Annotated in this window: 18 protein-coding genes; 13 read left to right on the plus strand and 5 right to left on the minus strand. The window is 71.4% G+C overall.

The window, feature by feature from the left end:
• The 10 genes from ACFYW8_RS00055 to sigJ all read left to right on the plus strand — a co-directional run bounded on the left by ACFYW8_RS00055 (position 1) and on the right by sigJ (position 9,936).
• Positions 1–1,041, plus strand: coding sequence for an ABC transporter permease (locus ACFYW8_RS00055; protein WP_389064737.1), 1,041 nt, complete (start codon positions 1–3; stop codon positions 1,039–1,041).
• Positions 1,034–2,026 carry an ABC transporter permease gene (locus ACFYW8_RS00060; RefSeq protein ID WP_365871832.1) on the plus strand — a complete coding sequence of 331 codons (993 nt, stop codon included), beginning with the start codon at positions 1,034–1,036 and terminating at the stop codon, positions 2,024–2,026. Before ACFYW8_RS00055 ends, ACFYW8_RS00060 begins: the two co-directional genes overlap by 8 nt.
• Positions 2,027–2,063: 37 nt before the next feature.
• Positions 2,064–3,149, plus strand: a complete 1,086-nt coding sequence (rhaS, locus tag ACFYW8_RS00065; protein ID WP_365871834.1) for a rhamnose ABC transporter substrate-binding protein — start codon at positions 2,064–2,066, stop codon at positions 3,147–3,149.
• Positions 3,150–3,237: 88 nt separating this feature from the next.
• Positions 3,238–3,558: an L-rhamnose mutarotase gene (locus ACFYW8_RS00070; RefSeq protein WP_365871836.1), complete on the plus strand. Its 321-nt coding sequence runs from the start codon at positions 3,238–3,240 to the stop codon at positions 3,556–3,558.
• 121 nt (positions 3,559–3,679) lie between these two features.
• Positions 3,680–5,104 carry a BNR repeat-containing protein gene (locus ACFYW8_RS00075; protein ID WP_389064745.1) on the plus strand — a complete coding sequence of 475 codons (1,425 nt, stop codon included), beginning with the start codon at positions 3,680–3,682 and terminating at the stop codon, positions 5,102–5,104.
• 76 nt (positions 5,105–5,180) lie between these two features.
• On the plus strand, positions 5,181–6,206 hold the full coding sequence (locus ACFYW8_RS00080; protein ID WP_389064748.1) for a LacI family DNA-binding transcriptional regulator: 1,026 nt from the start codon (positions 5,181–5,183) through the stop codon (positions 6,204–6,206).
• 86 nt (positions 6,207–6,292) lie between these two features.
• Complete coding sequence (locus tag ACFYW8_RS00085; RefSeq protein ID WP_389064751.1) at positions 6,293–7,642, plus strand: alpha/beta fold hydrolase; 1,350 nt, start codon at positions 6,293–6,295, stop codon at positions 7,640–7,642.
• Positions 7,643–7,784: 142 nt separating this feature from the next.
• The gene (locus ACFYW8_RS00090) at positions 7,785–8,066 is read left to right on the plus strand and encodes a hypothetical protein (protein WP_389064753.1); all 282 of its coding nucleotides are present in this window, start codon (positions 7,785–7,787) and stop codon (positions 8,064–8,066) included.
• A gap of 80 nt (positions 8,067–8,146) precedes the next feature.
• Positions 8,147–8,980, plus strand: a complete 834-nt coding sequence (locus tag ACFYW8_RS00095) for an enoyl-CoA hydratase/isomerase family protein (protein WP_389064757.1) — start codon at positions 8,147–8,149, stop codon at positions 8,978–8,980.
• Between the two features lie 50 nt (positions 8,981–9,030).
• Positions 9,031–9,936, plus strand: a complete 906-nt coding sequence (gene sigJ, locus ACFYW8_RS00100) for an RNA polymerase sigma factor SigJ (RefSeq protein WP_389064762.1) — start codon at positions 9,031–9,033, stop codon at positions 9,934–9,936.
• Positions 9,937–9,953: 17 nt separating this feature from the next.
• Here sigJ and ACFYW8_RS00105 read toward each other — a convergent pair whose 3' ends face one another.
• Positions 9,954–10,934 (minus strand): SDR family oxidoreductase, encoded by a 981-nt coding sequence (locus ACFYW8_RS00105; protein WP_389064766.1) that lies wholly within the window; start codon positions 10,932–10,934, stop codon positions 9,954–9,956.
• A gap of 129 nt (positions 10,935–11,063) precedes the next feature.
• On the opposite strand from ACFYW8_RS00105, the gene ACFYW8_RS00110 reads away from it, so the two are divergent.
• Positions 11,064–11,909 carry a pentapeptide repeat-containing protein gene (locus ACFYW8_RS00110; protein WP_389064770.1) on the plus strand — a complete coding sequence of 282 codons (846 nt, stop codon included), beginning with the start codon at positions 11,064–11,066 and terminating at the stop codon, positions 11,907–11,909.
• Between the two features lie 33 nt (positions 11,910–11,942).
• Here ACFYW8_RS00110 and ACFYW8_RS00115 read toward each other — a convergent pair whose 3' ends face one another.
• Positions 11,943–13,424: a cytochrome P450 gene (locus ACFYW8_RS00115; protein WP_389064775.1), complete on the minus strand. Its 1,482-nt coding sequence runs from the start codon at positions 13,422–13,424 to the stop codon at positions 11,943–11,945.
• Positions 13,425–13,532: 108 nt separating this feature from the next.
• Here ACFYW8_RS00115 and ACFYW8_RS00120 point away from each other — a divergent pair, with 108 nt between their 5' ends.
• Both ACFYW8_RS00120 and ACFYW8_RS00125 read left to right on the plus strand, forming a co-directional pair.
• Positions 13,533–14,141: a TetR/AcrR family transcriptional regulator gene (locus ACFYW8_RS00120; protein WP_365871856.1), complete on the plus strand. Its 609-nt coding sequence runs from the start codon at positions 13,533–13,535 to the stop codon at positions 14,139–14,141.
• Positions 14,142–14,327: 186 nt separating this feature from the next.
• Positions 14,328–15,053 carry a DUF2470 domain-containing protein gene (locus ACFYW8_RS00125; RefSeq protein ID WP_389064780.1) on the plus strand — a complete coding sequence of 242 codons (726 nt, stop codon included), beginning with the start codon at positions 14,328–14,330 and terminating at the stop codon, positions 15,051–15,053.
• Here ACFYW8_RS00125 and ACFYW8_RS00130 read toward each other — a convergent pair.
• The 3 genes from ACFYW8_RS00130 to ACFYW8_RS00140 all read right to left on the minus strand — a co-directional run bounded on the left by ACFYW8_RS00130 (position 15,021) and on the right by ACFYW8_RS00140 (position 18,796).
• A complete protein-coding gene (locus ACFYW8_RS00130) occupies positions 15,021–16,268 on the minus strand; it encodes a lactonase family protein (RefSeq protein ID WP_389064785.1) in 1,248 nt (415 codons plus the stop codon). The genes ACFYW8_RS00125 and ACFYW8_RS00130 overlap by 33 nt on opposite strands.
• Positions 16,269–16,381: 113 nt before the next feature.
• Positions 16,382–17,446 carry a hypothetical protein gene (locus ACFYW8_RS00135; protein WP_389064788.1) on the minus strand — a complete coding sequence of 355 codons (1,065 nt, stop codon included), beginning with the start codon at positions 17,444–17,446 and terminating at the stop codon, positions 16,382–16,384.
• Between the two features lie 87 nt (positions 17,447–17,533).
• The gene (locus ACFYW8_RS00140) at positions 17,534–18,796 is read right to left on the minus strand and encodes an aromatic acid exporter family protein (protein WP_365871864.1); all 1,263 of its coding nucleotides are present in this window, start codon (positions 18,794–18,796) and stop codon (positions 17,534–17,536) included.
• Positions 18,797–18,892: the final 96 nt, after the last annotated feature.

The following is an 18,892-nucleotide window of genomic DNA, read 5'->3' on the forward strand; positions in this document are numbered from 1 at the left end:
ATGACGGTGACCGCGCCCACCCCCGCCCCCGCCACCGAGGTGCCCGAATCCAGCGGCGCCCGGCTGGTTGACCGTGTCTTCAAGATGCGCGAACTCGCCATCCTGGCGGTCTTCCTGGTGATGATCGCCATCACCCAGACGGGCAACAGCGAGTTCCTGTCCGAGCAGGGCGTCAAGGACCTGCTGCTGAACGCGACCATCCTCGTGCTGGTCGCCACCGGCCAGTCCCTCGTCGTCATCACCCGCAACGTCGACCTGTCGGTCGGCTCGACGCTCGGTGTCAGCGCCTTCGCCGCCGGCACCTATCTGCAGGGCGGCGGCAACCCCGTCGTCGCGGTGTTCCTCGCCGTGCTGCTCGGTATCGGCTGCGGACTGGTCAACGGCGCGCTCGTCAGCCTCGGCCAGGTACCCGCGCTCGTCGTCACCCTGGGCACCCTCTACATCATCCGCGGCATCGACTCGATCTGGGTCGGCCCCCGGCAGATCACGGCCGCCGATCTCCCCGGCGGATTCGTCGACTTCGGCTCCGGCGGCATCTCGGCGGTCCCGTATCTCGCGTTGATCGCCCTGGTCGTCGTCGTGGTCGCCGCGTACTACCTCAAGCACTTCGGCAGCGGGCGCGAGCTCTACGCGCTCGGCTCGAACCCGGAGGCCGCGCGGCTGGCCGGCATCCCGGTGCGCAACCGCATCCTGACCGCCTACGTCGTCTGCGGCGGCCTCGCCGGACTCGCCGGCGCCCTGTACCTCGCCCGGTTCGGCAACGTCGACTCCGGCACCGGCACGGGATACGAACTCACCGTCGTGAGCGCGGTCGTGGTCGGCGGCGTCGTCTTCACCGGCGGCTCCGGCAGCGTCTACGGGGCCGCGCTCGGCGCCCTGCTGCTCACCTCCATCAACAGCGTCCTGCCCGCCCTCGGCGTCAGCTCCGTCTGGGTGCTCGCCATCAACGGCGTCCTGCTCATCCTCGCCATCGCGGTCGACCGGATCGTCGCGCTGCGCGTGGCCGCCGCCCTGAAGAAGAGGAACGCCCGCCATGGCTGACTCCGCTCTCGCGCGCGCCGTCCGCTGGGACACGGTCGTCGGCGCCCTCCTCATCGTCCTGCTGCTCTTCTCCTTCTCCTTCGTGGACGGCTTCGGCAACGCCCTCAACCTGTCGTTCCTGATCGGCAACACCCTGCCGATCGCGCTGATCGCCCTGCCCATGACCCTGCTCGTGGTGGCCGGTGAGATCGACCTCTCCGTCGCCTCCACGGCCGGGCTCTCGGGATCGGTCATGGGCGCCCTGTGGAACCAGGGCATGGCGATCGAGACGATCATCCCGCTCTGTCTCGTGCTCGGCGTGGTGTGCGGGCTCGTCAACGGTCTGCTGGTGACCCGGCTCGGACTGCCGTCCCTCGCCGTCACCATCGGCACGCTCGCCGCCTACCGGGGCATCGCGCAGATCGTGCTCGGCTCCGACGCCGTCACCGACTTCCCCACCCAGTACCAGGACTTCGCGGCCGGACGCATCGGGAACACGTTCGTCCCGCAGGCCCTCCCGCTCTTCCTGGTACTGCTGGCCGTCGCCGTTCTCGTGCTGCACGCCACCCCCTTCGGGCGCTCCGCGTTCGCGGTCGGCGCCAACGAGGAAGCCGCCCGGTTCGCCGGCATCCGGGTCAAGCGGCAGAAGCTGCTCCTGTTCGTCGCGACCGGCTTCATGGCCTCCCTGACCGGCGTGTTCTGGGCCCTGCACTACGCCAGCGCCCGCTACGACAACGCCACCGGGCTCGAACTCTCCGTCGTGGCCGCCGTCCTGCTCGGCGGTATCGACTTCGACGGCGGCAAGGGAACGCTCGGCGGCGCGATAGCGGGAGTCTTCCTGCTCGGCGCCCTGCAGAACGTGATGAGCCTCCTCAATGTCTCCGCGCAGTCGCAGATCGTCGTCACCGGCGTTCTGCTCGTCGTCTCCGTGCTCGGCCCCCGGGTCGGGCGCCAGATCTCCGTAGCGAGGGCGGGCCGCAGAGCCGCCTCGACTCCGATCTCGTAACCCCGCTCCGCTCACCCTCGTAAAGGAACCCTCAGCCATGCGCAAGTCTTCGATCCGCCGTACCTGCGCGGCGCTCGCCGCCGTCACCTCCCTCGCCCTGGCCGTCACCGCCTGCGGCGGCACCACCAAGAACGACGTCAAGGACTCGGGCGGCTCCAACGCAGCCGCCGGCGGCAAGGCCGACCCGAACGCGGCCACCAAGAAGGGGCTGACGGTCGGCTTCCTGCCCAAGGCGGTCAACAACCCGTACTTCACCTCCTCCGACAAGGGCGGCGAGAAGGCCCTGACCGAACTGGGCTCGAAGTACAAGGAGGTCGGCACCAGCAGCGCCACCGACACCAGCGGCCAGGTGAGTTACGTCAACACGCTCACCCAGCAGCAGGTCGACGCGATGGCGGTCTCCGCGCAGGACCCGGGTGCCCTGTGCACCGCGCTCAAGCAGGCCATGACGAACAAGATCAAGGTCGTCACCTACGACTCCGACACCAAGGCCGACTGCCGCAACGCCTTCGTCTCCCAGGCCAGCGCCGAGGACCTGGGCCGTACCGAGGTGCAGCTGCTCGCGAAGCAGATCAACTACAAGGGCGAGATCGCGATCCTGTCCGCCGGGCAGACCGCGACCAACCAGAACACCTGGATCGGCTTCATGAGGGAGGAGCTGAAGGACCCCAAGTACAAGGACGTCAAGCTGGTCAAGGTCGCCTACGGCAACGACGAGGCCCAGCAGTCCTTCCAGCAGACACAGGGCCTGCTCCAGGAGCACCCGAACCTGAAGGGGATCATCTCCCCGACCACGGTGGGCATCAAGGCGGCCGCGCAGTACCTGTCCGGCTCCAAGTACAAGGGCAAGGTCAAGCTGACCGGCCTCGGCACCCCGAACGACATGCGCAAGTACGTCAAGAACGGCACCGTCGAGGGCTTCGAGCTGTGGGACCCGGCGAAGCTCGGCGAGCTGGCCGCCCGTACGGCCGTGGCGCTGTCCTCGGGGCAGATCACCGGCAAGGAGGGCGAGACCTTCAAGGCCGGCGACATGGGCTCCTTCACCATCGGCAAGGACGGCGTCATCAGCCTGGGCAAGCCCACCGTCTTCGACGCGAAGAACATCGACCAGTTCAACTTCTGACCCTCTGTCGGCCCGGCCCTCAGGCGCCTCGCAACCTGACGTCCTGATGGCCCCGTCGGCCCGACTCCCAGGCCCCGGAGGGTCATTGATGCAACGTGTGTGCTTTCTGCTGAAGGTCCGTGCGGACCGCCTCGACGAGTACCGCGAGCGGCACGCCGCCGTGTGGCCGGAGATGCTCGACGCGCTCTCGGCCACCGGCTGGCACAACTACTCGCTGTTCCTGCGTGAGGACGGCCTGCTGGTCGGTTACCTGGAGACCGAGGACTTCGCGGCCGCGCGGGCCGCCATGGAAGCCACCGACGTCAATGCCCGCTGGCAGACGGAGATGGCGCCGTTCTTCACCTCGCTGGACGGCGCCAGACCCGACGAGGCCATGAAACCGCTCGCCGAGGTGTTCCACCTCGCCTGAACGGTCGCAGTGCCGCGGCTCGCGTGAACGGACGAGGTGTGCCACCTCGTCCGGACAGCCCGCCCGACGTGCCTGAACAGCCGCCCCACCCCCGCCCGCAGCCCGATCGAGGAGCCCGTACATGAGACGACGCACCGTGCTGACGACGGCCCTGCTGGGCGCCGTGGCAGGCCCCGCCCTCACCGCGCAGACGGCGCGAGCGGCCGCCCCCGGCCCCTCCCTCACCCAGTCAGGCACCACTCAACTCGACTCCCAGGCGCTCTACTTCGTCTCTTACGACGGTCTGGTCAACAACAACTCGTTCCAGAAGAACGGCCTGTTGACCTACCGCGGCTATCAGTACGCGGCCTGGTACACCGCGGACCGCAGCGCGGTCGTCGCCCGCCGCGCGCTCGGCGCCACCACCTGGTCCAAGATCACGCTCGGTCACAAGCTCAAGAGCGACGACTCCCACAACGTCATCTCCATGGGAGTCTCCCGCACCGACGGCCGGCTGCACCTGAACATGGACTCGCACAGCGACGGCTTCTTCTACGTCAAGTCGGTGGCCGGGCTGCTCGACAACGCCGCGTCGACGGCCTGGACCTCCTCGGTCCTCGGGGCCGTCCAGACCTCCCTGGACGGTCTCGCGCTCACCACGCAGTTCACCTACCCGCAGTTCGTCGCCACCCCGGACGGCGGCCTCCAGCTGAGCTACCGCGTCGGCGTCTCCGGGAACGGGCGCAACGCCCTCGCCGAGTACGGAGGTTCGTCCTGGACGGCGCTCGGCGAATGGTCCGCCTCCACAGGGACCTACACCAGCGCGCACGGGTCGAGCACGGCCCGCAACATGTATCTGCACGGGATCGACTACGACCTGAACGGCCGGCTGCACTCCTTCTTCACCTGGCGCGAGCAGAACGCCGCCGTCATGTGCAACGCCGGCGGCATCACCAACCACGACACCGGATACGTCTACTCCACCGACCGGGGCCGCAGTTGGCGCAACGACGCGGGCACCGTCGTCGGCACCACCGGAACCTCGGGGACCGTCGCCGTCACCGACGCCGGGCTCGTCGTCGACGCCCTCGACCCCGACCACTCCCTGATGAACCAGGAGAGCCAGGCCACCGACTCGGCGGGGCTGCCGCACGCGATCATCAGCTATGTGCCCGGACGCTTCGGCCAGTGCACCACCAACTACGTGACGGACCGCACGGCCAACGGCCGGGCCTTCCACCTCCGCAAGAACTCCTCGGGCGGCTGGACCAAGACCGAGATCCCGATCGCCCTGAACTCCAGCCAGCGCACCAGACTGGTCCTGGACCGGTACGACAACGCCTACGCGATCATGCCGTTCGGGCGGATCGCCGGAGCCTCGAAGTCCTCCGGACACACCGACTGGAAGCTCCTGTTCGACGGCAGCGGCCTGAACGCGTTCGGCGAGGTCGTGATCGACGAGACGCGCGTCTCGCAGGACGGAACGCTGTCCGTGATGTACCAGGAGAAGTCCAGTGGAACCACGCCGTCCGCGCTGCACGTCATCGATTTCCGGCTGCCCTCATGACCACTGTTTCCGGCCCGCCCGCGGGTAATGTGAGGGCCTGCCTGCCGCTTCTCGTTCTTCTGGAGGTTCCCGCCTGATGGCCCAGTCGGTGGGTATCAAGGACGTCGCCCGTGCCGCCGGAGTCTCCGTCGGAACGGTCTCGAACGTGATCAACCGCCCCGACTCGGTGGCCTCCGAGACGAGGGCACGCGTCCTGTCCGCCATCGACCGGCTCGGCTACGTACGCAGCGAGTCGGCACGCCAACTGCGTGCCGGACGCAGCCGGATCATGGGACTTCTCGTCCTCGACATGGGCAACCCGTTCTTCGTGGACGTCGCGCGCGGCGCCGAGCGCGCCGCACGGGAAGCCGGACTCGGCGTGATGGTCTGCAACAGCGCGCAGAGCCCGAGCGAGGAGGCCGACTATCTGTCGCTCTTCGCCGAGCAGCGGGTACGCGGGGTGCTGCTGACACCCACCGACGCGAGCGGGCGCAACATCGAGGCCTTCCGCCGCAACGGCATCCCCTTCGTGCTGGTCGACCGGGTCGCCGAGGGCACCACCGAGTGCTCGGTCTCGGTCGACGACGTGGCGGGCGGCGCGCTGGCCGTCCGGCATCTCGTCGACGCGGGACACCGATCGATCGCGTACGTCAGCGGACCGCCCGGCCTCAGCCAGGTCAGGGACCGCCGGACCGGCGCGTTGAACGCCCTGGCCGAGGCGGGCCTCGGCCAGGCGAATCTGCGCGAGCTGCCGACCGAGCGCCTCGACGTGGCCGCCGGGCGTGACGCCGGCGCCCGGCTCCTCGGCCTCGCCGAGCGGCCCACCGCCGTCTTCTGCGCCAACGACCTGCTCGCCCTCGGCGTGCTGCAGGCCATGTACGCGGCCGGCGTCGGCGTGCCCGACGACCTTGCCATCGTCGGCTACGACGACATCGAGTTCGCGGCCGCCGCGGCCGTACCGCTCACCTCCGTGCGCCAGCCCGCCGTGACCATGGGCGCCCTCGCCGCCGAGCTGCTGCTGGAGGAGATCGAGGCGGAGAACGCGCCCGCGCCGCACGAGCACCGGCGGGTCGTGCTCCAGCCGGAGCTGGTGGTGCGCCACTCCAGCCTGGCGGCGCGCTGAGCGGCGGTTCAGTTCCCGGCTACGGCCTGCTGAGTCACTGTTCAGTTCATTTTCTTGATCCCCGGGCCGCGGAGCCCGGGGAGGATGTGCTCAACTGGGACGCAGCCTGGAATCCGTACGTCTCGGGAGCCCTGTTGACCGTCAGCTACCGCCAGCCCGGTGTCGTCCTCACCGACCACCGCCTCACCGTGCCTCTCGACCATGACCGCCCGGCGGGCGAGAGCATCGAACTGTTCGCCCGCGAGGTCGTCGCGAGCGACAAGGCGCACCAGAGCCTGCCCTGGATGGTCTACCTCCAGGGCGGCCCCGGCTTCGGGGCGAATCGTTTCGTCGGCCGTCAGGCCTGGCTCGACCGGGCGCTGACGGACTTCCGCGTCCTGCTGCTCGACCAGCGCGGCACCGGACACTCCACGCCCGCGAACCGGCAGACGCTCCCGCTGCGCGGCGGCCCCCGTGAGCAGGCCGACTACCTCGCGCACTTCCGCGCCGACTCCATCGTCCGGGACTGCGAGGCCATCCGGCCCGGACTCACCGGCGGAGCGCCCTGGACGGTCCTCGGCCAGAGCTTCGGCGGCTTCTGCGCCGTGCACTACCTGTCCAGCGCCCCCGAGGGTCTGAGCGCGGCCGTCGTCACCGGCGGCCTGCCCACCCTCGACGGGCACGCGGACGACGTCTACCGCGCCGCGTACCCGCGCATCGAGCGCAAGGTCGCCGCCCACTACGCGCGCTACCCGCAGGACGTCGATCGCGCCCGCCGGATCGCCGAGTACCTGCTCCAGCACGAACCGGTCCTGAGCGGCGGCTACCGGCTGACCGCCGAGGCCTTCCAGTCGCTGGGCATCCTCCTCGGCGGCAGCGACGGCAGCCACCGCCTGCACTACCTGCTGGAGGACGCCTTCGTCCGCACCCCGCAGGGAACGGCCCTCTCCGACGCCTTCCAGGAGGACGTCCAGGGGCTGCTCTCGTACGCGGGCCATCCCCTGTACGCGCTGGTCCACGAGGCCTGCTACGCCCAGGGCGACCGCCCCACGGCCTGGTCCGCCGAGCGCGTGCGCGCCGAGTTCCCGCAGTTCGACGCGGCCAAGACCCTCGCCGACGACGGACCGCTGCTCTTCACCGGCGAGTCCGTGCACCCCTGGACCTTCGAGAACGACCCGGCGCTGCGCCCGCTGCGGGACACCGCCGAGGAACTGGCCGCCCGCACCGACTGGGCGCCGCTGTACGACCCGGCCCGCCTCGCCGTGAACGAGGTACCGGTCGCGGCGGCGGTCTACCACGACGACATGTACGTCGACGCGGAGCACTCCCTGCGCACCGCGCGTGCCGTCCGGGGCCTGCGCACCTGGGTGACCGACGAGTTCGAGCACGACGGGGTACGGGCAGGCGGCCCGCGCGTCCTGGACCGGCTGCTGGCGCTCACCCGCGACGAGGTCTGACAGGTCCGCACCCCCGCGCCGTCCGGCCCCGCCAGCGGGTTCCGCCGGACGGCGCAGCCGTCTCCGTCACCGGTCGCCGAGGACCGGACGTGGACATAGCGTCGCAGACGACCTGAAGTCGTCCGCGGATCGAGGGACCGGCATGGCTGTTCTGGTTCAGAACCAGAGTGCGGTGTGGAGCCAGAAGCTCTACGACATCATCTTCGAGCGGGTGATCCCGGACCGCGCGAAACCGCCCACCGGGCTCGTCGCCCACTACGGCGCGCCCCTCGCTTCGGGCGGCTTCCAGGTCGTCGACGTATGGGAGTCGGAGGACGCCTTCCGGCGGTTCGAGGCGGAGGTCATCGCGCCCGCCGCGCAGGACCTCGGCCTGCCCCCGTTCGACACGACCGTGGTCGAGATCCACAATTCCCTCGTCGTGTAACGGCGTTCCTCGCCCCCTTCATCCGCCAGATGGCGCCTTCTAGAATTCTGACGGTCTGTCAGAATTCAGAGGAGGCGCGGATGATCGACACCACGCGTACGGACATCCCGGAGGGCGACGAGCGGCTGCGTCTCGACGTCGAGGGCGGTATCGGCGTCCTCACCCTGTGCCGCCCGGCGAAGCTCAACGCGTGGAGCTGGGAGTCCACCCGCCAACTCGGCCTGTTCGCGGACCGGATCCGCTTCGACGGCTCGATCCGGGTGGTGCTGCTGCGGGCCGAGGGACGCGCCTTCTGCGCGGGGATCGACGTGAGCGCCCCGGGTGGCGCGATCACCGGCCGCTCGGGTGCCGAACGCGCCCGCGCCTACTACGAGGGCATTCGCTGGGCCCACGAGCGCTTCGCGGCCTTCGCGAGGCTGCCGCAGCCCGTCGTCGCCGCCGTCCAGGGTCACTGCCTCGGCTTCGGGTTCGAGCTGGCACTGATGGCGGACATCAGGATCGCCTCCCGCGACGCCGTGTTCGCCCTGCCCGAGGCCCAGTTGGGGCTCGCCGTGGACGCCGGCGGGGATCTGCGGATCGCCCGCGAGGCGGGCGCGGGGTGGGCGAAGTTCCTCGCGCTGACCGGGAGACGGCTGGACGCGACGACGGCCGAACGTCTGCACCTCGTCCAACTTGTCGCGGAGGAAGGCCAATTGGACACGGCGGCCCGAGCCGTCGCCGCGGAGATCGCGGCCAACGGTCCGCTCGCCGTGCAGGGAGTCAAGCGTGACATCGACACGTACGCCGACGCCGGTCTGGCCGCCGCCCTCGACCGGACCTCTCTGTCGGCCGCGCTCACCCTCACCTCCGAGGACGCGGCGGAGGGATACGCGGCCAAGGGCGCCCGCCGCGCGCCCCGCTTCGAGGGAAAGTGACCGACGTGTTTTGATCGGTCACTGTTCCGTACGACGAGGCAGGGGGACCGATGAACGACACAGAGCTTCTCGCGGACCGGTTCGAGGAGCACCGGGGCCGGCTGCGGGCGGTGGCCTACCGGATGCTCGGATCGCTCAGCGAGGCGGACGACGCCGTCCAGGAGACCTGGCTGAAGCTCGTCCGCACCGACCCGGGCGAGATCAGGAACCTGGGCGCCTGGCTGACCACCGTGGCCGGCCGGGTGTGCCTCGACATGCTGCGCTCGCGCACCGCGCGCCGCGAGGACCCCCTGGAGTCCTCCGGCACCTTCGTCCCCGACCCCGTCGTCAGCCCCCTGGACCGGATCGACCCCGAACAGGAGGTGCTGCTCGCCGACTCGGTCGGGCTCGCCCTGCTCGTGGTCCTGGAGACGCTGGAGCCCGCCGAGCGGCTCGCCTTCGTGCTGCACGACATGTTCGCCGTGCCGTTCGACGACATCGCGCCCGTCGTGGGCCGCTCCTCGGCAGCCACCCGTCAGCTCGCCAGCCGGGCGCGCCGCCGCGTGAAGGAAGGGGCTCCCGAGCCCGAACGGGATGTCATCCGGCAGCGGGAGGTCCTCGACGCCTTCCTCGCGGCCTCGCGCGGCGGGGACTTCGAGGCCCTCGTCGCCGTCCTCGACCCCGACGTCGTGCTGCGCGCCGACGCGGGCCCGAAGGCCGCCGGCGAGGCGGTGTCCAGGCTGGTCCGCGGCGCCGAGACGGTGGCTCGGCAGGCGCTCGCCTTCGCGCGGTTCGGGGCGGCCTCCCGGCTCGTCCGGGTCAACGGGGAGGCGGGTGTCGTCGCGCTCGTCGACGGCCGGCCGCACTCGGTCATGGGCGTCACCGTCGTCGACGGCAGGATCGTCGCGATGCACATCCTCGCCGACCCCGACCGGCTCGCCCGGCTCGACCTCGCGGGGGAGAGGGCGGGGGAGTGAGGGTGCGGGAGTGAGGTTCAGCCGGTGAAGGGACCACGCCCCAACTGGTCCCGCACCGGTATGACCGGCGGGCTGACGAGCCCTCTGCGCTGCCAGTTCGCGCCGTCCACCACCAGCGTGTGACCGGTGATGAAACGGGCGTAGGGGGACGCCAGGAAGGTGGCGGCCCAGCCGAGTTCGCGGGGTGCGCCGACACGCAGGGCCGGCTGCCGCCGGTCGTGCGTGTCGCGCTCCCCGCCGTCCGCGGTGTCCGGGCGGTCCCCACCGTTCTCGTTGTCCGGGCCGCCGTCCGGGCCGCCGTCCGGGCCGTCCCCGCTGTCCGCGTCGACCGCGGCCCGTGCCAGGTTGCCGCGGATGTCGTCCGTCATGTCCTCGTGCGGCATCAGCCCCGGCACCAGACCGTTGACCTGGATGCCGTACGGGCCCCACTCCACGGCCAGTGTCCGCACGAGGCTCTCCACGCCCGCCTTGGCCGCCGCGCTGTGCGCGAAACCGGGGCCGCCCGTCCAGGCGTAGGACGCGCCGATGTCGATGACCGACCCCGGTGTGCCCGCGGCCAGGTGTCGTATCCCGAACTCACGAGTCATCAGAAACGTGCCCGTGAGCGTGATGTCGACGACCGCCTGCCAGGCGTTCGGCGACAAGTCCTCCGTCGGCACGGGGAAGTTGGCGGCCGCGTTGTTGACCAGCACGTCGGGCAGCGGGTACTCGTCGAACACCTCGGAGATGCGCTTCGGGTCCCGGATGTCGCACACGGCGGACTCGACCCGGGTGCCGAGCTTCGCCAACTCCGCCCGGGCGGGCGCGAGATGCCGCTCACGACGGCTGACGATCAGCAGATCGGCCCCCAGCCGGGCGAACTCCGCCGCGATCGCCCTCCCGAGTCCGGTGCCGCCACCGGTGACCAGCACCAGCGAGCCGTCGTACGTCCCGGACGGCAGCGCGCTCGCGCCCAGCGGCGGAGGGGAGGGGAGGCCGGGGAGCGCTGTGGATTTCATGGTGACTCGATACCCGGTGCGCCGCCAAAGATCCGGACAACGACCGCAGGGATCGCCTCGCGCACAGAGTCCGGGCCGTCAAGTCGGCGCAGTTCAGGGGCGTGTCACGAACTGAGTAGGCTGGGTGACATGCAAGAGGACGGCAGCACGCACCCGGACCCACGCCTCGAACTGCGGGCCGACTGCGGTCAGTGCTTCGGGCTGTGCTGCGTCGCCCTGCCCTTCGCCCGCTCGGCCGACTTCGCGATCGACAAGGGCGCGGGCGAGCCCTGCCGGAATCTGGAGAGCGACTCCCGGTGCGGTATCCACACCCGGCTGCGGCGGACGGGCTTCACGGGCTGCACGGTCTACGACTGCTTCGGCGCCGGGCAGCGGGTCTCCCAGGTGACCTTCGGCGGCGTGGACTGGCGCTCGGGGTCCAAGGAGCACGCCCGCCGGATGTTCGACGTGTTCCCCGTCGTACGTCACCTGCATGAACTGCTCTGGTACCTGAACGAGGCACTGACGCTCCCCGCCGCGCGGCCGGTTCACGCCGATGTCCGGCGCCTGCTCGCCACGACGGAGCGCCTCGCGGGGCGAACCCCGGAGGAACTGGGCGCGTTGGACCTGGACGCGCACCGGCAGGAGGTCAACGAACTGCTGCTGCGGATAAGTGAGTTCGTACGGGCCGGGGCCGACGGGGGCAGGAAGAAGGACCGGCGCGGTGCCGATCTGATGGGCGCCCGGCTCAGAGGTGCCGATCTGCGGGGCGCGAGTCTGCGCGGTGCCCTCCTCATCGCCGCCGATCTCACGGGGGCCGACCTGCGCGGCGCCGATCTGATCGGTGCCGACCTCAGGGACACCGACCTCACCGACGCCGACCTGACCGGAGCCGTCTTCCTCACCCAGCCGCAGCTCAACGCGGCCCGCGGCAGCGCGGGCACCCGGCTCCCCCGATCGGTCGGCCGCCCCGGCCACTGGGCCTCTCAGGACTGAGGGCCGGCCGGCGCCCGCGCCGGGAGCGGGGCCTCACTCGGCCGCGCGGGCCAAGGTGGCCTCCCGCCCCGGCACCACCGGCGTGCGCCGTTCGAGGCGCAGGCGCAGGCCCTCCGGCATCAGGGTCAGCCGTTCGGCCACTCGTAGGCGGTAGCCGGGCTCGGGGGCCAGGTCGTAGCGGCGCAGCAGCAGGCCGAGGACCAGCGTCGCCTCGTGCAGCGCGAACTGGCGGCCGATACAGGCGCGCGCCCCGGTGCCGAACGGCTTGAAGGTGTGCGCGGGCCGGGCCCGTACCGCCTTCGCGTCGAAGCGGTCCGGGTCGAACTCCTCGGCGTCGGCGCCCCAGACCTCGGGGTCCCGGTGCAGCATCGCGGTGAGGACCAGCGCCCAGGCCCCCTGTCGCATCGGGTGGACACCTCCGAGCAGGGTGTCGTGCCGGGCCTCGCGCGCGAACGCCGGTGCCGTCGGCCACAGGCGCAGCGACTCGTCGAGAACCCGGCGGACGTAGCGGAGCTTGGCGACCTGCTCGTAGCCGGGCCGCCCCGTGTCGCCCCAGACCCGGTCGACCTCGGCCCGGGCGCGGGCGGCGACCGCCGGGTGCCGGGCGAGGTAGTGCAGGGCGAAGGAGAGGGCGCCCGAGGTGGTCTCGTGGCCGGCGATCAGGAAGGTGATGACCTGGCGGCGGATGTTCTCGGGGGCGAGCCGCGCCCCGGTCTCGGGGTGTGCCGTCTCCAGCATGCGGTCGAGCAGGTCGCCCTCGCCGCCGTCGGCCCGGCGCGAGGCGACCACCGCGTCGACCGTGCGATTGAGGTAGGCCATGTCGGCCGCGTTGCGCCGGGAGGCGCCCCGCAACAGGAGCGGAGCCAGCGGGACCGGGACGACGTTGAGGCGTTGCGCGTAGGTCAGCGTGCCCACCATCGCGTTCACGAAGGGGTGCGGCCGGGAGCGCTCGAAGGAGGCGAAGTCATGGCCGAAGCCCGTCCTGGCGATCGTCTCCAGTGTCAGCTTCGTCATGTCGCCGGGCACGTCCACGGTGCGGCCCGCCGCCTGCTCCCGGTCCCAGCGGTCCGTCAGCCGTTCGGTCACGGCCAGCATCATCGGGTGGTAGCCCTCCATGGCCTCGCGGCTGAAGCCGGGGGCGAGGACGTCGTGCGCCAACTGCCAGTTGGGCTCGTGGTTGTAGGCGGTGAACAGTCCGTCCCCGGCGACCGGACGGAGATTGGCGATCCCGAGGCCCACGTGCTTCGCGAACCGTGACTCGTCGGCCAGTTCGGCGGCGAGATCAGAGCCCCAGACGAAGACGATCTCGTTGCGGAAGGCCCTGCGCCGGAAGACCGGTCCGAGCTGCCGCCCGAACTTCATCGAGTCCTGGAGCGGTGAGCGGACGTTGGCGCCGATCACATCACCGACCAGCGGTACGCGGTGTGGAGGGTGCGGAATACGGTGCAGTTCCGGCCAGCCCAGCTCCGCGCTGCGGAACCCCTTGGGAAGCGCGGCCTCCGTCGTCTCCGCCATCACGCCATCTCCCTTGTGCCTCGGGCACGTCGAGTCTGTTGTACGCGAGTTCAATAGCGGTGTTCAGTCTGGTCCCGTTGCTGAACCGACGTCAAGTAAGGTGCGGGCATGACGGGGAGACAGGGGGAGCGCGCACGTCGGCGGCTCAGCACCGAGGAGCGCCGGGAGCAACTGCTGTCGGTCGGCGCCCGCCTGTTCTCGGAGAGTCCGTACGACGACGTGTGGATCGAGCAGGTCGCCGAGATCGCCGGAGTCTCGCGCGGTCTGCTGTACCACTACTTCCCGACGAAGCGGGACTTCTTCGCCGCCGTGGTCGAGCGGGAGAGCGGGCGGATGCTGCGGATGACCGCGGCGGTGCCCGGCGTTCCGGTGCGCGAGCAGCTCGGTGCGGGTCTGGACACCTTTCTCGGGTACGTGGAGGAGCACGCGCACGGGTTCCGTGCCTTCCACCGCGCCGACGCGGCCGGCGACCAGGCCGTGCGCAGGGTCTATCAGCAGGCACTGGCCGCGCAGGAACTGCAGATCCTTCGGGCGCTGGCGGCGGATCCCGAGCTGGGCCGGGCGTCCGAGGACCGTCTTGAACTCCGGATCGCCGTCCGCGGGTGGCTGGCCTTCACCACGGCCGTGTGTCTGGAGTGGCTCAGGGGTGCGGACCTGACCCGCGACCAGGTACGGGATCTGTGCGCGCGGGCCCTGCTCGGCGCGATCACGCCCTGAGGTCCGCTCCGTCCGCCCGGCCGCGATCGCCTGCTCGGCGGCCGTGAACCCATGGCCGGGCTCCCCGCCGGCTCCCCGCCGGCCCCCCATCGGCTCCCTGCCGGGCTCGCTGCTGGCGAGGCGTGGTTGGCGTACACCCCGATCTTCGGTAGCTTAGGGAAGCCTTACCTAATAAGGAGGAAGCTGATGGGTGACCGTCACACCTGGACGGCCGCGCCCGCCGCGGCGGAGCACGCCCGCTCGGTGCTCGCCGCGGCCTGGTCCTGCGCGGTGACCGCGGAAGGCGGCCGCGAGGAGTTCGTCGGCGCGCACACCGTCGCCGCCGACGGCCGGGTTCTCCTGCGAGTGCCGGAGGACAGCGCCCTGCTCGCCGCCGCCATCTGCTCGCCGCGCGGAGAGCCCTCCGCCGTCCTGGAGTTCGCCGACGTCGCGCCGGTTCCCGTACGGAACCGGATCCGGGCCCGGCTCTGGCTCGCCGGCTGGTTCGTCCCCGAGGACGGGCACCTGTCGTTCCGTGCGACCCGCGCGGTGCTCCGCAGGCCCGGCGGGACCGTGGTCGTCGACCTGGACGAACTGGCCGACGCCGAGCCCGACCCGCTCGCCCTCGCCGAGGCCCAGTTGCTCACCCATCTCGCCGACGCCCATCCGGAGGCCGTCGAACGGCTCACCCGCCTGGTCGGACCGGACGCTCTGCACGGCGCGGTGCGCGTCCAGCCCCTCGCCGTCGACCGCCACGGACTCACCCTGCGCGTCGAGCGGGTGCGCGGCAACGGCGACGTACGCCTGCCGTTCCACGCACCCGCCGACGACGTCTCGCAACTCACCGAGCGCATGCACGTGTTGCTCACGCAGGCGAGCGTCGCCGCGTGCCCGCGCCCGCTACAGCGGCAGCGCACAGACCGCGACCGGTGAGGCGAACGGCGCGCCCAAGAGCCGGAGTTCACCGCTCCCGTCGTCGACCTGGAAGACGCTGACCGTGCTCGACCGCTGGTTCGCCGCGAACAGCAGCCGCCCGTCCGGGGAGAACGCGATGTGACGCGGGAAGTCGCCGCCGACGGGCACCGTGTCCAGCAGCCGCAGACGGGCGCCGTCCGCCTCGATCGCGTACCGCGTCAGGCTGTTGTGGCCCCTGTTGGCGAGAAAGGCGTACGAACCGTTCGACGTCACCAGGAGCTGTGCCGGGTAACTCGTGCCGCTTCCCGTGCCCGTGGACCGCGGCTCGCCCACGGTGAGGCGGCCGGTCGCCGGCTCGTAGCCGCAGACCGTCACCGTGTTGTCGACCTCGTTGGCGAGATAGGCGTACCGGCCGCCGGGATGGAACGTGAGATGGCGCGGGCCCGCGCCCGGCTTCGTCCGCGCCCGGGACACCTCGGTGAGCGTGCCCCGGGTCTCGTCGAGGCGGTAGGTGTACACCGTGTCGGTGCCCAGGTCGACGGCGAGCAGGTGCCCGCCGTCCGGGCTGGTGATGAACTGGTGGGCGTGCGGGCCCTGTTGGCCCGGGCCGGGCGGCGGGCTCGCGTGCGTGACCAGATCGGTGCGCTCGCCGAGAGCTCCGGACGCGTCGACGGGGTGAACCGCCACGCTCCCAGAGGCGTAGTTCGCGCTCAACAGCCAGCGCCCGCTCGGGTGCACGGACAGATGGCAGGGGCCGGCGCCACCGGTGGAGCGGGTGCCGATCACCTCGTTCCCCGGAAGGCGTACGGCCGTCACCGCGCCCGAGGTCTGCTCGTCGACGGCGTACAGCGTCCGGCCGTCCGGATGCACCGCCAGAAAGGACGGGTTGTCGACGCCCGTCACGACACCGCCGCCGGTGACCGCGCCGGTCGCCGCGTCGTACGTGGCGAGACCGATCCCCTTCCCGGCGCCGTCGCCCGACGTGTACGTGCCGAGGAACAGCGGGCGGGGGCCGGAGGGGGGCGCCGGGGACGAGGGCGCCGATGGACTCGCCGAGGAGGCGGGTCCGGCCGGGGGTGTCTTCGGGAGAGGCGTCGGCGCGGAACGGTCCGCCCGCGGAGCGGCCGGTGCCGGGACCGTCGTGATCGCGGCGGCGCCCGCGAGCGCGCCGACGAAGCGGCGCCTGGTCCAGCCGCCGCCCGCGCCGCGCGACGGCTCCGCGCCACTTCTCATGCCTGCACCTCGGGGTGTCGGTTTCCTCGACTGTGACAGCCACCTTGGCTTGAGACACCCCGGAAGTGCAAGAACGGCAATAGGCGTTGCGATGCATGCAACGCCGGAGGTTCCTACCAGTCGCCGTCCCCGACCGGTTTGCCCGGCGCGTCGCCGAGCGGCTTCACCTGATGGGGTGAGGGCTGCTGCCACGGTTCGTGGTCGTCGCCCAGCCAGTCGCCCACCGGCTTGACCGACCCCAGATCGTCCGTGGGGGCAAGATCGGCGGCGTCCTGGTCGTAATAGTCGAACCAGGGGAGCCCCGCGCGGGTGTACGCCGCACGGTCCACCGGGGACGGCGGCGGGGCCTCGCCGGTGATGCGGCGCCACTCCGGAGGCGTCACGAGATGGACGAACACGCGCCCGGCCGGCTCCTTGGCCCACGCCTTCAGCGGCCTGTCGTCCCGGTAGACCTCCTGGCGCATCGAACCGCCGACACCGAGACCCATCGCCGGGGCGCCGCGCGCACGCGGGGCACCCCCGGGACGTGCGGCTCCGGGAGCGGCACCGGGGGCGGGCGGCGCGGCCATCATCGGCATGGCGCCGCCGTACGCGCCGACCGAAGGAGGCATCCGCAGCCGCTCCTGCGCCTTGCGGCGCTCCGCCTCGCGCCACGCCGCGAGTTCCTCGGGAGCGAGCGGGAACGACTGGAGCTGGACGCCGCCCCAGACCTCCTCGCCGGTGACCTGGCCCTCGACCGTCGCACCGAGGCCCAGCGGTACGGCCACGAACTGGCGGACCGTGCCCTTGCCGGAGTTGATTCCGTCGAGCCATGGCTGCCGGGGGAGCACGACGTAGTTCTGCGGGTCGCGGGCGAGCCGGGAGCTCCACGGCTTGCCGGAGACGGCACAGACCTTGCCCACACCGACCTGCAACGCCGCCGGCTCCGCCGTCCCGGCGAAACTCAGCCACATGGCCTCGCGCAGGTACACCGGCAGCATCACACCGCCTCGGGCCCGCCACTCCGCGGGCACCCGGTCCCCGTAGTCCTCGACGCGCCGCACGGGGAACTCGCCGAGCCCCGGCGGCAACGCGTGCGTGCCCGTCTCGGGCAGGCGCAGGGTCCGGATGAACCTCACCTGCACCCCGCCCGGCAGCCGCAGTGCGTTCCCGTCGATCCGCACGGTGTCCTCGGTCATCCGCCCGCCCCCTTGTCGTCCTGCTGTCGGCGACGCCGGGCGGCTCACCGCTCCACCACGTCGTGCCGCGTCCTCACCCGGAACTCGTCACTTAGAACGACTGGGAGCGGCGGAACGGTTCCGGTTCCGGCGCAGCGGGCGCGGCAGGCGCAGCCGGCGCCGAAGCCGAGTGATGCGCGGCCGCCGCTCGCGCTCCGCGGCGGCGCAGCGGTCCAGTTCCTCCAGGAGCCGGCGCGTCCGGTGCTCGGTGTCGAGTTCGTCGATGATCCGCGTGACCTCGGTCAGGACGGAGCCGTGGAGCTGCCACTGGCTGGCGTCGCGCTGGACCTCTTCGAGGAACAGCTGGGCCAGTTTGTCGCGGGTGCCGGCGGCCGTGCCGAGTTCCGCGCTGAGCCGCTCCTCGGCGGACGCGGCGTTCTGGGCCACGTCCGTGGTCACCAGCACCGCGAAGCTGACGATCGCGTCGGCGATCTCGGACAGCAGTTCCTCCAGGACCGCCCCCGCCTGCGGTTCGAACAGCGGCTGGGGTTCCCTCTCCTTGGCGAGGTCGGTGAGGCTGCGCGCGAGGACCCGCAGGACCACGGTGCAGATCTCCAGGGTGTCCAGGCCGGTGCGCAGCACGACCCGGTGCAGCAGCCCCTCGCGGACCCGCGGGTTGAGCTTGAGGCTGTCCTCGGCCTGCCGCAGGGCCGCGTCCACCCCGGCGATGTCATGGTCGAGCCGGCGGGCCTCGTGCAGCCGCTCGGCCGCCACATGGAACGGGGTGTGTCCGGCGGCCTGCTCGCCGACCCGGATCATCAACTGCCGCATGCGGCGTGCCAGATCCTCGATGGACTCACCGGCGACCCCCACCCACACGGGTGGCGCGAGCACGAGGTTGCAGGCGAGACCCACGACCGCTCCGATCAGCGTCTCCAGCACGCGGGCCCACGCCGTGTCGCCCACCCTGGTGACGCCGAGGACCAGCATGGCGCTGATCGCCACCTCGGGCACGAACTCGCTGACCCGGACCAGATGGCCCACCGCCAGCGAGGCGAGGATGATCAGGCCCAGACTCCACCAGGTCAGGCCCACGAGGCTGCTGAAGCCGATGGCGATGACCACGCCCGCGACCACGGAGTTCACCCGCCGGACGGCGGTGGTGATCGTGGAGTACAGGGTGACCTGCACGACCAGCAGCGCGGTCAGGGGCGCGGTCAGCGGAGCGGGCTCCGGACTGAGATGGATGGCCACCACGTACGCGATCGTCGCGGCGGCCGTCGAACGAAGTGTCTGGACGACCACCGGCTCCCGGCGTCGCTCCACGATCTTCGCGACGGATGCCGACCACTCACCTCGTGCCTCTTGCATCCTTGTGGCCTTCCCGTTTAACAGGGGTACCGAACGTCCTGATTGCGGACCGTATCTGTCCGCAAGGGGTTCTAGATTGAAGGCATCAACTGGGTC

The organism is Streptomyces sp. NPDC002742 (assembly GCF_042888885.1).
Lineage (GTDB): Bacteria > Actinomycetota > Actinomycetes > Streptomycetales > Streptomycetaceae > Streptomyces.

Excerpts from the sequence above, each read along its gene's own strand:
- ACFYW8_RS00055 (WP_389064737.1), top strand. The coding sequence starts at position 1 with ATGACGGTGACCGCGCCCACCCCCGCCCCCGCCACCGAGGTGCCCGAA.
- ACFYW8_RS00060 (WP_365871832.1), top strand. The coding sequence starts at position 1,034 with ATGGCTGACTCCGCTCTCGCGCGCGCCGTCCGCTGGGACACGGTCGTC.
- rhaS (WP_365871834.1), top strand. The coding sequence starts at position 2,064 with ATGCGCAAGTCTTCGATCCGCCGTACCTGCGCGGCGCTCGCCGCCGTC.
- ACFYW8_RS00070 (WP_365871836.1), top strand. The coding sequence starts at position 3,238 with ATGCAACGTGTGTGCTTTCTGCTGAAGGTCCGTGCGGACCGCCTCGAC.
- ACFYW8_RS00075 (WP_389064745.1), top strand. The coding sequence starts at position 3,680 with ATGAGACGACGCACCGTGCTGACGACGGCCCTGCTGGGCGCCGTGGCA.
- ACFYW8_RS00080 (WP_389064748.1), top strand. The coding sequence starts at position 5,181 with ATGGCCCAGTCGGTGGGTATCAAGGACGTCGCCCGTGCCGCCGGAGTC.
- ACFYW8_RS00090 (WP_389064753.1), top strand. The coding sequence starts at position 7,785 with ATGGCTGTTCTGGTTCAGAACCAGAGTGCGGTGTGGAGCCAGAAGCTC.
- ACFYW8_RS00095 (WP_389064757.1), top strand. The coding sequence starts at position 8,147 with ATGATCGACACCACGCGTACGGACATCCCGGAGGGCGACGAGCGGCTG.
- sigJ (WP_389064762.1), top strand. The coding sequence starts at position 9,031 with ATGAACGACACAGAGCTTCTCGCGGACCGGTTCGAGGAGCACCGGGGC.
- ACFYW8_RS00105 (WP_389064766.1), bottom strand. The coding sequence starts at position 10,934 with ATGAAATCCACAGCGCTCCCCGGCCTCCCCTCCCCTCCGCCGCTGGGC.
- ACFYW8_RS00110 (WP_389064770.1), top strand. The coding sequence starts at position 11,064 with ATGCAAGAGGACGGCAGCACGCACCCGGACCCACGCCTCGAACTGCGG.
- ACFYW8_RS00115 (WP_389064775.1), bottom strand. The coding sequence starts at position 13,424 with ATGGCGGAGACGACGGAGGCCGCGCTTCCCAAGGGGTTCCGCAGCGCG.
- ACFYW8_RS00120 (WP_365871856.1), top strand. The coding sequence starts at position 13,533 with ATGACGGGGAGACAGGGGGAGCGCGCACGTCGGCGGCTCAGCACCGAG.
- ACFYW8_RS00125 (WP_389064780.1), top strand. The coding sequence starts at position 14,328 with ATGGGTGACCGTCACACCTGGACGGCCGCGCCCGCCGCGGCGGAGCAC.
- ACFYW8_RS00130 (WP_389064785.1), bottom strand. The coding sequence starts at position 16,268 with ATGAGAAGTGGCGCGGAGCCGTCGCGCGGCGCGGGCGGCGGCTGGACC.
- ACFYW8_RS00135 (WP_389064788.1), bottom strand. The coding sequence starts at position 17,446 with ATGACCGAGGACACCGTGCGGATCGACGGGAACGCACTGCGGCTGCCG.
- ACFYW8_RS00140 (WP_365871864.1), bottom strand. The coding sequence starts at position 18,796 with ATGCAAGAGGCACGAGGTGAGTGGTCGGCATCCGTCGCGAAGATCGTG.